A 13518-nucleotide genomic window follows, 5' to 3' on the forward strand; every position below is an offset into this window, starting at 1 on the left:
GGGTAGTGTATGATAAAAGGACTGGAAAAGGAAGGTCAGGGAAAAACAATGGAACCTACATTCATTCATCATTTACAGCCTTTTTTACAACAGGCATGGAAAAATTCAACATTTGAACATCCTGCTTTTGTACAGGAAAAAGTGATTCCTGCTGTGCTGGACGGCCGGGATGTGATTGCTGTGGCACCGACAGGATCGGGAAAAACACTCGCCTACCTGCTGCCTGTGCTCGACCGGATGGATCCCGGAAAACAAGCGGTCCAGGCTGTCATTTTGGCGCCCTCTAAAGAACTGGTCATGCAAATACAAGAGGAAGCCGGAAAATGGTCACAAGGAAGCGGAATACAGAGCATCCCGCTGATCGGCGGCGCAAATGTGAAAAGGCAAATTGAAAAACTGAAAAGACATCCGCACCTTGTGATCGGGACGCCCGGGCGCATCCTCGAATTGATCCGCCAGAAAAAACTGAAAATGCATGAAGTGAAAATGATGGTGCTCGATGAAGGGGACCAGCTGCTCGGAAAGGAATACAGCCTTACAGTCGGACAAATTGTAAAATCCGCCATGCGCGATTGCCAGATCCTTTTGTTTTCAGCCACTCTGCCTGATGCAGCAGCCCAAAAGGCAATAGACCAGATGAAAGAACCCCTATTGATCCGTATTGCAAAAGAGGAGGCGCGGAGCCCGGTTGAACATATTTATATCGTAACGGGCGACCCGCGCGGCAAAATCGAGCAGTTACGAAAAATTGCCCGGATGGGGGTCCGGGGGCTCGTGTTTTTCAATAACAAATGGGATGTTTCGGTTGCAGCGGAAAAGCTCCGGTTCAAAGGGCTGGCCGTCGCCGAACTGCATGGCGATATGCGCAAGGAAGAAAGGGAAAAAAGCATCCGGTTGTTCCAAAATGGCGATGTCCCGCTCCTTTTGGCAACGGATGTTGCTGCCCGCGGCCTGGATATCCCGGTGATTACGCATGTCATTCAATTTGATTTGCCGGGAGATGTATCCGCATATGTCCACCGCTCAGGGCGGACAGGCCGGCTCGGTTCGAACGCCGGCACAGTTGTCTCCCTTGTGACGCCCGGAGAAGAAAAGGTGTTGAAAAAATTCGCAAAAGCGCAGCATGTGGAACTGGGGCGGAAAGACATCAAGCGGGGCGAACTGGTGGATCCCGAATAAGCATGTGGGCAAAACCTGTTTTTTGAAATGCGGAAAATTTGTCGGATGGTGGCTTCATTCCGCGGGCGGATTCCGAAAGCGGGAAAATGATTCTGCTTTTTAGCTTTAGAGAAGAAGAAATGCAAAGTTCTGTACGCTTTATTATGCGGAAGAAAGGCCTGCCGGAAATCGATTTCCGGCAGGCCTTGTGTTTTGAAACTTCTTTTTGAATGAGCATCAGCAATCGCCCGGTCGTGTTTTGAACCTTCTTATGAATTAACATCGTCCGGGAGGCTGGCCGGTGACAAGCCGGCTTTTTTAAATACTTTGCCGAGTTCATCGTTGGCTTGTTCCAGCTTTTTGTTCGCAGCATCCAGCGAAGGGTTCGCTTTTTTCAACTCATCCGCTTTCATTTGGTAGGACTGTTGCAAATCTTTTACAGCGGTTTTTATCTCCGATTGATAGTTGTTTAATTTGGATGGGATTTTCGTATTTTTTACTTCCTTTCCCACATTTTCTGCGGATGACTGCGCCGCCTTCTGCATGGTGGCAAGCTCGGTTTTCGGCGGCCTGTCGTTCGTCTTAGCGATCGCCTGTTCATACGTATTTAAATCCCTGTCCTGGGCGTTGATACGATTGGTGAGATCCATGTAAAAATTCATCAAAGCCGTTTTTGTGGCGCTTTTTGCCGGTTTTTTTGCCCCGGACTGGCCCGAATTTCCGGAACATGCGCCAAGTGCGAGCACAAAGGCAAGGCTAAATAGTGCAAACCAAATTTTTCTCATGCTGTAACCCTTCCTAAATCTGTAAATTTTTAATAGATTTGCAGTACGATCATAGCATTTTTTGTTTCTTATGGTAAATAGGGGAGGGAAAAATAAGATTTATGGAAAAAGTTTTAATTCATCTTTTTCGTATCCTCGTTTAAATACCCAGGGAAAGGGTAGGGGCAAAAAAAAACATCGGGACTCTCCGAAGTTTTTTGTCTCAAAGCCTTTTCGCCCCGACGTACCGCGGTTTCCAATAAGGATTGCTGAGGAGGTCGATCTTGACGCCTTGCGATACGGAGTGGATGACTTGATTATGGCCGATATAAATGGCGACATGTGAAACGCCTTTTGAATAAGTATGGAAGAAAACCAGATCGCCCGGTTTTAAATTTGACTTGCTGACTTTTTTTCCTTTTTTGTAAATGCTTGCTGCTGTTCTCGGCAAGTTTTTTCCGTTCTTTTTAAATGTATAACCTACAAAGCCGGAACAATCAAAACCTGACGGGCTTGTGCCACCCCATCTGTATGGCGTCCCTATATATTTCTTTGCCGTACTGATGACTTTTGACGGGGAATAGGATGCAGCAGCCGCTTGTTTAGCAGGCAGTAAAAAACCGGTCCCCAGCATAAGCGCAAGCAATATTGGAGCTACTTTCTTCAAATTTCCCACCTCTGTCTATGAATCCCGTAATCCCACTATACCAATTTTTGTCGATTCTTTGATTACGCTCACATTAAATAATATTACAAAAACATTACTTATACGACAAAAGTGTGAAAAGATTGGCAGCATCCGGCATGCGGGGCGCGGTAGCTTTTTTTGTTCGGATGAACCATGGATTTTGATATCTAACGTTATTTCTATATAATGGAGTCATGACTTTAAAGCAGAAGGGAACGTTCAACATGATCGTCAAGTCAGAAGCAGATTTGGAAGGATTGAAGAAAATCGGGCGGCTTGTTGCCAGCATTCGCGATGAACTGAAGGAAAAAGCCAGGCCCGGCATTACAACGAAAGAATTGGATGAATGGGCAGGCAAAAGGTTTGCAGAAAACGGGGCGGTCTCCGGGCCAAAGGGAGAGTATGATTTCCCTGGATACACCTGTATCAGTGTGAATGAAGAAGTGGCGCATGGCATTCCGGGAGACCGCGTGTTAAAAGAAGGGGATCTTGTAAATGTGGATGTATCCGGATCGCTGGATGGATATTATGCGGATACAGGCATCTCTTTTGTTGTCGGAAAGGGAGATCCCGAATTATTTGCGCTGTGCGAATGTGCGCAGCGGGCGTTTGACAGCGGTTTGAAGAAGATCAGGGCCGGAAATAAGCAGAATCAAATTGGCCGGGCGGTTGAAAAAGCAGTGTACAGCAGCGGGTTTGAAGTGCTCCTGAATTTGACTGGTCACGGTGTCGGGAAGGCCTTGCACGAGGATCCCGAGTATATTTTAAATTACTATGATCCGGACGATACAGGTTTGTTACAGGACGGCATGGTCATTGCGTTTGAACCGTTTGTCTCGACCGGCGCCGATGAAGTGGTCGAATCGGGCGACGGCTGGACGTATGTAACGCCGGACGGAAGCTTTGTATCCCAAGTGGAACATACCGTCATTGTAACAAAAGGGCCCCCTATCGTTTTAACGCGATAAGGGGAACCTGCTCCGGAGTATGCCCCGCCCGAAGCATGCACCATTCGGGCAGACATGGAGCAAGTGGAATAAATGGCCCGCTCGTTTTAATCGTAAGCGGGGGCTGAAGTATGCATTTGAAAAGATCCCGCCGTCTTACCGCGTTTTAACGCAGTAAGCGGAGAAATGCCCTCTTCGGAATACCGCCCCGCCCGAAGATTGCACCGTTTCAGGCGGAGCAGTATAAGCGGGCCATTCTACCGTTTTAACGCAATAAGCGGGGAAACGGCTCTGATCCGGTGTGCCAGCCAGCCTGCAACCAAGGATAAAATAATGTCTTTCGGCAGCGGCACCGCCATCCACATCCAGGCGATTTTGTAGCTGAACGCTTGCGGGGCCTGCGCCCATATTTTATAAGCGGCGTACATCCAGTTGGTCCCAATCAAATAGTTTACAATCATGCCGATGATGGAAGCGGTAAAGTACGCTGCCATGTTTTGGCGCTTTTCCACAATCTTGCCCGTGGCCCAGGCTGCGGGGATAAAACTAAGAATAAATCCGAATGATGGGCTTAATACGGTTTGAAACCCGCCGCTGAATCGCGCAAAAACCGGTGCCCCCAATAAGCCGATCAGCATATAGGCGACCATCGAAATCGCTCCAAGCCTGCTGCCGAGCACTAAACCCGCCAGCACGGCAAAAAAAGTTTGCAATGTGATCGGCACCCCGCCGATGACAAGAAACGGCGCAATAGATGTAATATTTGCCCCGATGGCCATCAGCGCCGCAAACATACCCGCATAACAAAGATCAATGGCACGGAATTTTTTCGCTGCCATTTTTTTCACTCCCCTTTTTTTCTTTATCTATTAATAGATTAAAAAACCGCGGCATATATGTCAACTTAAAAATAAAATTAGTTTACATATTTTAAAGGATTTTGGGAAACATAAAAGTTGTAATAAATTATAACTTTTTATAAGTTTTCTGTAACGGCACTCAACCTTTCTCGCGTCTGCAATGCCGTTGCTTCAATCGGCATCATGCGCCGGGCATACCGGGAAGCGCGGGCCTATGCACTGAGACGGACGGCAATGGCGTTTGTAAAACATTTCGAAGAGATTGTGATGGAAAAGGTGCCGGCAAATGAAGGAAATTAATTGTCACCCACCGGCTTTTGGGCGAATACACTAAACGGAAAAAGCCTGGATAAAGAGGTGGTCCATTTGTATTGGCTCAAGCCAGATATGTATTTTTCCCGGACGGAACCGGGTTACCAAAATTACCGGCAAAAATATGCATTTCCGCCCCAGCACCAGCCGGAACAGCCGGGGATTGAAAAACTGATGCACCCGCGCCCGCTGATCGAAGACCCGTCCTATAAGGGATCTGGAAAGCTTGAAAATAAAGTGGCGATTGTAACCGGCGGGGACAGCGGGATCGGCGCAGCCGCCGCGATTGCGTTTGCGAAAGAAGGCGCGGATGTCGTGATCCCGTATTATTCCAATTATGAAATAGAAGATGCCGGGCGGACAAAGCGAAGGATTGAAGCGTTCGGGCAGCGTTGCCTGCTGATTCCGGGGGACTTAAAAGATCCGGAGCATTGCCAAAACGTTGTGAAGCAAACGGTGGATACATTCGGGCATCTGGATGTGCTTGTGAACAATCACGCCATGCAGTTTGTGCAGCATGATTTGCTGGATATTACGAATGAACAATGGGATTTTACCTTTAAAAACAATATTCACAGCTTTTTCTACCTGGTAAAAGCCGCACTGCCGTATTTGAAAGCCGGCAGCTCGATTATTTTCACTACTTCTGTAACGGCGTATGAAGGAAATCCAAATTTGATCGATTATTCTGCAACAAAAGGGGCAATTGTGGCTTTTACCCGGTCTTTGTCGCAAAATCTGGTTAGAAAGGGGATCCGGGTCAATGCGGTGGCACCGGGGCCGATTTGGACACCGCTGATTCCGGCAAGCTTCTATCCGGAACAGGTTGCCAAATTTGGCCGTGATGTGCCAATGAAGCGGGCCGGCCAGCCGTACGAACTGGCTCCGACTTATGTTTATCTTGCATCCCGTGATTCCAGCTATGTAACAGGGCAGGTGCTGCATGTAAACGGCGGGACGATTACTGGCTCGTAGGCAGGAGGCAAGACAGGCATGTCCGCCCGATTCCGCCCGGTGCAAACAAAGGCACATGACGGGTTTTCCCGTTTCCGCAAGACGGAACAAAAGGAAGTTTGTGCCATGCCGGGTTTTGCCTTTTTTCCAACAACGAAGCCGGCGGAGACGTAAAGCAAAGCAACTAAAATTGGTGCGCATGCTTTGCGCCAACTTCCGCAACGGAGGCGGTACAGCTGCAAACAAAATGCGTGAATGATCTGTCCGCCCTATTTAAAAACGAAACCAGTGCCGTGCATGGGGTGCCCACCCATTTCCGCAGCGGAACCGGTACCGGCGTACAAAAAGAAAACTAGTGGTGCGCTTTTTCCGCATCTGCATATAAATCATCCAAATATTGCACGGTAAAGTCGACGAGCGCCCGCTGGTTGATAAGCCTTGACGGGGCAGCGCCGACAAAACCGGTTTTTACCTGATGGCTGCGTTCAAAGGCGCGGCCAATTTTATTGAATAAGTCGGAGTTTTCCTCGTAATCTTCGTATGATTGCCAGACTCTTTTTCCGTTTATTTTCATCGCGCAGCTCTGCGTACATCGTTTTGTATGCTTGGACCTATATTCGCCGAGATGCATGGATGTATTGACTTGGTAATCGACGCCGAGCAGCAAAATACAGCCATCCCGGTCATAAATCCGGGCGAGCGGGGACTTTTCCCCGAACGGGAAGTCGAGCGAGTGCCCGCTCAAAATCGATTTTGCATCCCGGCCCCAGGCGGTAAACGAGCAGTTCGGATGGTTGCTCCTTAAAACTCCCGGAAACGTCCGGAAAAGTTCGGCAATCCGGCCCATGCCGTAAGTTGGGGTAATGGCAGGGTCAAAAGCAGGCAGGGTCCGCCGGATTTCTTCCCACCATGCTTCCGGAACGGGCGGGTTTTCCCAAAAGGCGGGGTCGGTATTATTCGCTGTTTGGGCCGGCATCACAATGGTGCCGCGGTCTGTCACCACTTCCATTAAAGCCCGAATGACGGCAACCTCTCCCCCGCAAACCCAGCCGAGCGCGCTTAAAGACGAGTGGACGATGACCACCATGCCTTCTTTCAGCCCGAGCTTGCGAAAATCGGCTACTAATCTTTCTTTTGTTACGAGCGTTTGTTTTTTTCGAATTACATTTTCTTCTGTCACAGGAGTTCCTCCATCTCTATTGATTTATTTGTAATGATTCTCCAGGCTTGCCTCATATCCTTTAATATTGAAAAAGTTTTTCTTGATAAGGAGAAGAGGAAGAACATGGCAGTGTTTTTTAAAGGGGCATTTATGCTGATTGGCGTTGCTTTTATCGGGGAGTGCATTGAATTTTTAACCAATATGGTACTTGCAAATGAACTTGGGGCGCACGGCATGGGGCTGTACATGTCTATTTTGCCGGCCATTTTTTTAATTGTCACCATCGCCAGCATGGAACTGCCCATCTCCATTTCAAAATTTGTTGCGGAACAGGAAGAAAAATATCATCGTGATATGCTGAGGTTTACCATCCGGCTGGCATCTTTGTTTGTCCTGTTGCTCATGGCGGCAGTTGCATTGTTGCTGCCGGCGCTTCCAATTTTCCATCATTACCACCCGTATCTTCGCTGGCTGATCATTGCGCTGATCCCGATGATCGCCTTTTCCTCAATTGCGAGAGGTTACTTTATGGGTGTCCAGCAAATGGGAAAGATCGCTGCTGCCAACTTCCTGAGGAAGATCATGCAGCTTATCCTGCTTGTCTTGCTATTTCATTGGATGGAATTTGATGTGCAAATGTCAATTTTTATTGCGATATGCACGCTTGTCGGCAGTGACCTGATTGTGCTGCTGTATCTTTTTCATATGTTTGTGCTGCAAATGCGGACGCTTAAGAAAAAAGAACAGGCTCCAATGGGGGGGAAGGAAATCAGAAGAAGCCTTCTTTCCGTATCATTGCCGACAACGGGCATGCGCGTGTTCCATGCCGTAACAAATGCGATTGAACCATTTTTTATCAAATGGGTATTGCTTAAATCCGGCATGACGGAGGGAATGGCAAACGAACATTTCGGACTGGTGGCCGGCGTCGCTTTTACGATCGGATTTTTTCCGGCCTTTATTGCCCATTCCCTGTCCACCGTATTAATTCCAACTGTTTCTGAAGCTTATGCCAAAAGAGATGGCATAAAGCTGCAGAAACTGCTTCAGCAGGTGATGATGATGACGTTTCTTTACGGGCTTCCGGCTGTCATTGTCATTCAGTTATTTTCCGTACCGCTAACAACCTTGTTTTCCCATTCGTCTGCCGCCGCCGTTTATGTCCGTCTGTTATGGCCGTATTTTCTGTTTCACTATTTTGTCATTCCGATGCAGGCGTTTTTAATCGGCCTCGGCCTGGTCAGGGATGCCCTCGCGCATTTTATTTGGTCAACAATGGTTACGTACTGCCTCATTTATTATCTTGGCTCAAATCCCCAGTACCAAATGGCCGGCGTGATCATTGCCATGAATACGGGAACATTGCTTATCATGATGATGCATTATTTGACGATTTGTAAAAAAATTGAAATTTCCTTGGTTCTCCGCAAACCGGCGAAACATACTTTTTAACGGGACATGCGGGTTCCGGCCTGGCATTTTGTATGATTGCCCGGGCTTTTTAAGCGTCCGCAGTATGCTTATGGAGGCTTTTGCCCAATTAGATTAGCCTGTCCGGTATTTCAGGACAGGCTTCTAAGCAGGGCTATTTTATAATCAGTACCGGGCATTTGGCGAGCTGGGTGACTTTCTGGCTGACGCTGCCAAGCATGAGCCCCTTCAGATTTCCGAGCCCTCTGCTCCCCATAATAATAAGCTGATAGTTTCCTTCTTCTGCCTTTCTGACAATCTGGGCAGCGGGATCGCCCGTTTCATAAAATTTTTCTATCTCAATTTCTTCCTCTTCGGCAAGAGCAGCGGCTTGGTCTAACAAAACATCTCCGTCTCTCTGCTGTTCAGAATAAAGGGTATCTATTGACGCATTTGGCATCCCATCCGGAATAACCGGATTTTTCTCCACATGGATCACACCGATTTTTGTAAACCTTTCTTTTGCAAAATTCAGTGCGGCTTTCAGTGCTTTGTCGCTCATTTTTGAACCGTCTATTGCCACAAGAATGCGATTAAACATAAAATCATCTCCATCGGCTTTCTTCTCATCAACCTTATCATATCATAAAAAATTGCAACAATTAACAGAGAATATGGAAGGAATACAAAAAATTTCCGCCCTTGGGGAAGACAGGCCGGGGTAGGCAGGCGCGGTTTTTTTGCATGTTCGCCGGATATTTTCAGTTCTTTTCGGAAAAATAAAGGGTATTGAACCATACGAGGTGATACGAAATGAGCGAAAACAAAAAGCAGGGAAAAATGGACAACCCTGAACAATTTGCAACAGAAAACGAAGACATGCATGATAAATTTATGAGTGAACAAACAGTTGACCCGATTCCAATGGAAGACTTGCGAGAAGAAAAGCTTGAAGAAAAAACGGATCATGACAAAAAAACGACTTCATCCAGCGAAAAAAAGTACAAACCGTAAACCTTGTAAGTAAAGCACCCGCGGGATGGCCGGTAAAATGGAATCCGAATCCCCGGGTGCTTGTATAAAATGAACTCAAATTACCCGCCAAGCAGCAATGTATCTGTCTTGCCCGGAGCGGGAGTGAAATAAAGCAATGCAGGCATACCCGCCATTAGAAACCGCTGTAAGAATGTTAACGGAACAGGCTGTTTGAGCACCTGTTCCGTTAATTTCTTACAACCAGTTATTGTCATCCGATCCGCTGTCCCATCCGCCGAAGTCATTGTCATCATTGGAAGTGAAATTGGCTAAATCGAAACCGGTACCCTGCTGGCCGTTGTCTCCATTATCCCCATTGTCATGGCCATCATGGCCGCTGTCTTCAAAGTTCCTTAACGAATCCTCAAGATGGTCAATTTCATCCTGCTGTAAAATATTTTGCTCTTCCAGCTCATGCAGCAGGTCGCTGCCGTCAAGATTTTGAAAATGCTCGAACTGGTCATAACCGATTCTGCCCTGTTCCAGTAAATACGTCAGCAAAGCGCCTGTTGCCATCCCGCCGGCAAACGTGCCAAACCGGCCGATTCCGGAGCTGCCCCCACCGTTCCATCCGGTTTGCTCCGGGTGCGGCTCGTAGGCATCCCCGTTGTAGATGCTTCTTCGCGGTTCAATAATTTGCGGCCGGTTCCGCTCGATCAAAGGACGGATGATTAAAAAATGCACGAGCACGATTATAATGATAATCCCGATCAACCAACCCAATTTCATTCCCTCCTGATCAAAAGTCAATTCGCTGCTTTTATTCATCTTTGCTGCGTATTTTAACGCAAAAGAAGGAAAATAACCAGGATAAAAGTAGTTGAGATTACGAGAAAGCATGGGGCAGGCGCGCCCCATTCGCCTGTTTCTCAGCCCATCCGGGAAGAGGGGCCCTGCATGCCGATGACAGCTTTTCGTTGGGTAAAATCAATATTTTTATAGTAAGCATTTTTGACTAAAATGTTCGGCCCGAGGCATCTGGCTTGCGGGCAATGGCAGTTCAGCGATTTTGCAATTGGCGTTTTGAGCCATTTTTCAAAGACGTCGGGCAGCCTGTCATGGCGGATATTGCCAAGCGGCGGTGTATCGCCGAAATCCGTGACAATCACATCACCGGTAAAAATGTTTACATTCAGGCGGGAGCGGCCGTCCGGGTCATTGCGGATGGTCACATTTTTGCTTTCGTACAATCTTTTCAACAATGCCTGGTCTTCTGGATTGCTGCTGCACGGATAAAATGGCAGCGTGCCAAACAGCATCCACACGCTTTCATCACGGATATCGAGCAAATGGTGGATGGCTTCCCGAATTTCATCCAGGCTGAGCACTTCAAGATCAGCAGCAAAATCGCTTGGGTACATTGGGTGAATTTCGTGCCTTGCACATTTCATTTCTTCGACAATCTGATGATGGATTTGTTCCATATAAGGCAATGTACGCTTGTTTAACATCGTTTCTGCAGAAACCATCACGCCCATCTCTGACAAGGCGCGGCTGTTTTCCACGATACGCCTGAACATTTTTTCACCCTGCTGATCGCTTGGCTTGATCCGCATGTTGGCAAACCCGCCGTCAATATAATCACGGACAGTTCCCCAGTTGTGGGAGATGTGCAGCACATCGAGATAAGGTGCAATTTGCACATATTTTTCGAGTTTCATTGTTAAATTGGAATTGATTTGGGTGCGGATCCCTCTTTCATGCGCATATTGTAACAGTGGCAGAACGTAATTTTCAACAGATTTGGTTGACAGCATCGGTTCGCCGCCGGTAATGCTGATGCAGCGCAGTGTGCTGATTTCATCCAGCCGCCTGAGCAGCAGATCAAGCGGTAGCGCATCCGGATCTTTTGGCTGCAGTGTGTAACCGACTGCACAATGTTCGCAGCGCATATTGCATAAAGTGGTCGTTGTGAATTCAATATTCGACAAAGTCAGTTTGCCGTGTGTCGTAATGTCCATGTATGCTTCCCACGGATCGTATTCAGGTGTAATGCTTCGTGATGTTTCTTCTTTTAACATGTTTGTGCTCCTTTTTTGAAAAATCAACCCGGGCGCCTGCTTTGCCCGTGTCCACCTCCAAATGGCAGGCCCCATCTTTTTTCTGCTTTTTTCCTATATATGCCATGGTTCATTATAACATGCAGCCTGTTTTTTTTTCGCACATTCCATTTCCTGGGGTCCGGGTGTCGAAAAACAGCCGGCGCAATTATCAGGACAGACGCTCCTACCACAATGCGTGCGGCAACCAAAAATCGGCGAAAACCGGCCAAAGCAATTTATCCGGCTTGTTATTTTTGGGATTGGATTTTGTTCTTTATAAACTGATTGAATTTTTCCGTTTCATCGCGGATGCTGATGCTTTGTTCCCATGACGCAGCAATGGGGCAGGAAGAACGTCATGATGATTTCGACAGCCCTTTCCCTGATTTCTTATGCCGGCTTGCAATTTACAGCATTTTCCTCCATTCCGCTGATTTTGTTTTTGTTGTTTGTTTCCGGTTTTTTTACCACCCCGCTGAACACGCTCGCATGGGGGATGCTTGCGGATTGTGTGGACTATGCAGAGTGGAAAACGGGAATCCGCGCAGACGGTGTGGTCATTTCCAGCATGAGTTTTACCAATAAACTGGGCGTTGCGCTCGCCGGTTCATTTTCAGCATTTTTTCTAAACAGGTCCGGCTATGTTCCGAATGCAGCCCAATCCGTTTCATCCCTTCAAGCGATTAAGGACATGAATGCAATCATCCCCGGCATTTTTATTCTGCTGTCTGTTTTGCTGATCAGCTTTTATCCTATTACAGAAAACAGATACAAGAAGATGATGAAAGAACTGGAGCAGAAAAGATGAAACCGCTGTACGAGGGTTTTGAACAGAAGACCGAGGGGTCGGTGCTTTTTCCCCGGTAAAACGGGAGGGCTGCAGCCACCAGCCCTTTTTTGCATGTCCCCATCTTTTTTAACAGGCAGGCTTTCTATTTCAGTGCCGAAACAGATTTTGTAAAAATAAAAATTGACATGAAATGCGTTTCATTATTTACACTATAAATACATAAAAATGAGCCTGCTGGCTGGGGCTTGGTTTAAACACTTCCATCCTAAAGCATGGATGCCTGCTGAAAAATCGCAAGTGTTTTAATAGGTGAGGTTATGACAAATATAAGAGACTTGGCGAAAATGGCCGGCGTGTCTGTGACGACCGTCTCCCGTGTGCTGAACAATCATCCGTATGTAAGTGAAGAAAAAAAGAACGCCGTCTTAAAAGCGGTGAAAGCGACCCGGTACCATAAAAACATCAATGCCGTCCATTTAAGTAAAGGGAAAACAAAATTGATCGGAGTCGTTTTGCCGTTTACAGATCATCCTTATTTTGCCCTTTTATTGAAAGGGATCGCAAAGCAGGCGCTTGAGTATAACCATAAACTGCTTTTGTTTCAAACAGACTATATGGAAAGCAGGGAAACGGAAGCCTTACAAATGCTGCAACAAAAGCAAATTGACGGTTTAATCATTTGTTCGCGTGCCTGCAGTATGCGCAAAATTGAAGAATACTTGCCATTCGGGCCGATTGCGCTTTGTGAATGTGTAAAAGGCGGAGAAATATCGTCAACCTATATTGACCACTATAAAATTTTTATGGATGCACTGGAATTTTTGTACCGGAAAGGCCATACGAAAATCGGGTATTGCATCGGCAGGAAATCCGGCACCAACAGCCGGAACCGCGAAAAAGCCTATTGGGATTTTCATAAAAAATACCATTTGCCGCACCATCCGGAATATGTTTTTGACCAATGCTACGACTACGAGGATGGAGAAAGGGTTTTGTGCTGGGTAAAAGAAATGGACCCGCCTCCTTCGGCATTGCTTGTAACAAGCGACCAGGTTGCAGCGGGGATTGTCATCAGTTGCAACAAACAGCAGATTTCTATTCCGGATGAGCTGGCCATCATCGGATTTGACAATGAACCGATTGCCGGAATGCTGAATATCACAACCATAGATATTCCGCTTGTTGAAATGGGCCGGAACCTTGTCCGCCAGGTTTTGACGAAGGAAATTAAAAACAAGGAAATTTCTGCAAAACTCATTGAAAGAGGCACGGTATAGGGAAAAGGGAGGCTGGAGAAGTTCCGTTCAGTTCTGCCGCGTGTAAAGCTCGGCCAGCCCCAGCCTGCCAAAACAATCACTGTGCCCGAAACGGCGCCGCAAAATGGATACTTTTGTTT

At 47.1% G+C, this 13518-nt stretch carries 13 protein-coding genes and 2 pseudogenes; 8 read left to right on the top strand and 7 right to left on the bottom strand.

Annotated elements, in window-relative coordinates; all coding sequences use genetic code 11:
• Positions 1–48 precede the first annotated feature (48 nt).
• The gene (locus tag NST20_RS03045) at positions 49–1179 is read left to right on the top strand and encodes a DEAD/DEAH box helicase (protein ID WP_041819607.1); all 1131 of its coding nucleotides are present in this window, start codon (positions 49–51) and stop codon (positions 1177–1179) included.
• Between the two features lie 248 nt (positions 1180–1427).
• On the opposite strand, the gene NST20_RS03050 is transcribed toward NST20_RS03045, so the two are convergent.
• Positions 1428–1943: a hypothetical protein gene (locus NST20_RS03050; protein ID WP_328013785.1), complete on the bottom strand. Its 516-nt coding sequence runs from the start codon at positions 1941–1943 to the stop codon at positions 1428–1430.
• A gap of 202 nt (positions 1944–2145) precedes the next feature.
• Positions 2146–2589 (bottom strand): C40 family peptidase, encoded by a 444-nt coding sequence (locus NST20_RS03055; RefSeq protein WP_342400045.1) that lies wholly within the window; start codon positions 2587–2589, stop codon positions 2146–2148.
• A gap of 245 nt (positions 2590–2834) precedes the next feature.
• On the opposite strand from NST20_RS03055, the gene map reads away from it, so the two are divergent.
• On the top strand, positions 2835–3578 hold the full coding sequence (gene map / locus NST20_RS03060; RefSeq protein ID WP_342400046.1) for a type I methionyl aminopeptidase: 744 nt from the start codon (positions 2835–2837) through the stop codon (positions 3576–3578).
• 236 nt (positions 3579–3814) lie between these two features.
• Here map and NST20_RS03065 read toward each other — a convergent pair whose 3' ends face one another.
• Entirely contained in the window at positions 3815–4396 is a 582-nt protein-coding gene (locus tag NST20_RS03065) for a biotin transporter BioY (RefSeq protein WP_013858529.1), read from the bottom strand.
• A 144-nt stretch (positions 4397–4540) separates the two neighbouring features.
• Between NST20_RS03065 and NST20_RS03070 the strand changes: the two are divergent.
• Together NST20_RS03070 and NST20_RS03075 are read left to right on the top strand one after the other, a co-directional pair.
• Positions 4541–4651: pseudogene (locus NST20_RS03070) on the top strand (acyl-CoA dehydrogenase family protein); the annotation flags it as partial.
• Between the two features lie 66 nt (positions 4652–4717).
• A complete protein-coding gene (locus tag NST20_RS03075) occupies positions 4718–5704 on the top strand; it encodes an SDR family oxidoreductase (protein ID WP_342400047.1) in 987 nt (328 codons plus the stop codon).
• A 331-nt stretch (positions 5705–6035) separates the two neighbouring features.
• Here NST20_RS03075 and NST20_RS03080 read toward each other — a convergent pair whose 3' ends face one another.
• Complete coding sequence (locus NST20_RS03080; RefSeq protein WP_342400048.1) at positions 6036–6863, bottom strand: AAC(3) family N-acetyltransferase; 828 nt, start codon at positions 6861–6863, stop codon at positions 6036–6038.
• A 105-nt stretch (positions 6864–6968) separates the two neighbouring features.
• Between NST20_RS03080 and NST20_RS03085 the strand changes: the two genes are divergently transcribed.
• Positions 6969–8297 carry a polysaccharide biosynthesis protein gene (locus NST20_RS03085; protein WP_342400049.1) on the top strand — a complete coding sequence of 443 codons (1329 nt, stop codon included), beginning with the start codon at positions 6969–6971 and terminating at the stop codon, positions 8295–8297.
• A gap of 133 nt (positions 8298–8430) precedes the next feature.
• Here the strand turns inward: NST20_RS03085 and NST20_RS03090 are convergent, their stop codons facing one another.
• Positions 8431–8856, bottom strand: a complete 426-nt coding sequence (locus tag NST20_RS03090; protein WP_013858534.1) for a universal stress protein — start codon at positions 8854–8856, stop codon at positions 8431–8433.
• Between the two features lie 212 nt (positions 8857–9068).
• Here NST20_RS03090 and NST20_RS03095 point away from each other — a divergent pair, with 212 nt between their 5' ends.
• Positions 9069–9269 carry a hypothetical protein gene (locus NST20_RS03095; protein ID WP_013858535.1) on the top strand — a complete coding sequence of 67 codons (201 nt, stop codon included), beginning with the start codon at positions 9069–9071 and terminating at the stop codon, positions 9267–9269.
• 216 nt (positions 9270–9485) lie between these two features.
• Here the strand turns inward: NST20_RS03095 and NST20_RS03100 are convergent, their stop codons facing one another.
• The gene (locus NST20_RS03100) at positions 9486–10019 is read right to left on the bottom strand and encodes a hypothetical protein (protein ID WP_327076272.1); all 534 of its coding nucleotides are present in this window, start codon (positions 10017–10019) and stop codon (positions 9486–9488) included.
• A gap of 140 nt (positions 10020–10159) precedes the next feature.
• Positions 10160–11311 carry a radical SAM/CxCxxxxC motif protein YfkAB gene (gene yfkAB / locus NST20_RS03105; RefSeq protein WP_013858537.1) on the bottom strand — a complete coding sequence of 384 codons (1152 nt, stop codon included), beginning with the start codon at positions 11309–11311 and terminating at the stop codon, positions 10160–10162.
• Positions 11312–11651: 340 nt separating this feature from the next.
• On the opposite strand from yfkAB, the pseudogene NST20_RS03110 reads away from it, so the two are divergent.
• Both NST20_RS03110 and NST20_RS03115 read left to right on the top strand, forming a co-directional pair.
• Positions 11652–12140: pseudogene (locus NST20_RS03110) on the top strand (MFS transporter); the annotation flags it as partial.
• A gap of 299 nt (positions 12141–12439) precedes the next feature.
• On the top strand, positions 12440–13399 hold the full coding sequence (locus tag NST20_RS03115; protein WP_046721239.1) for a LacI family DNA-binding transcriptional regulator: 960 nt from the start codon (positions 12440–12442) through the stop codon (positions 13397–13399).
• Positions 13400–13518: the final 119 nt, after the last annotated feature.

This window comes from Weizmannia sp. FSL W8-0676 (assembly GCF_038593015.1).
GTDB classification, from domain to species: Bacteria; Bacillota; Bacilli; order Bacillales; family Bacillaceae_C; genus Weizmannia; species Weizmannia coagulans.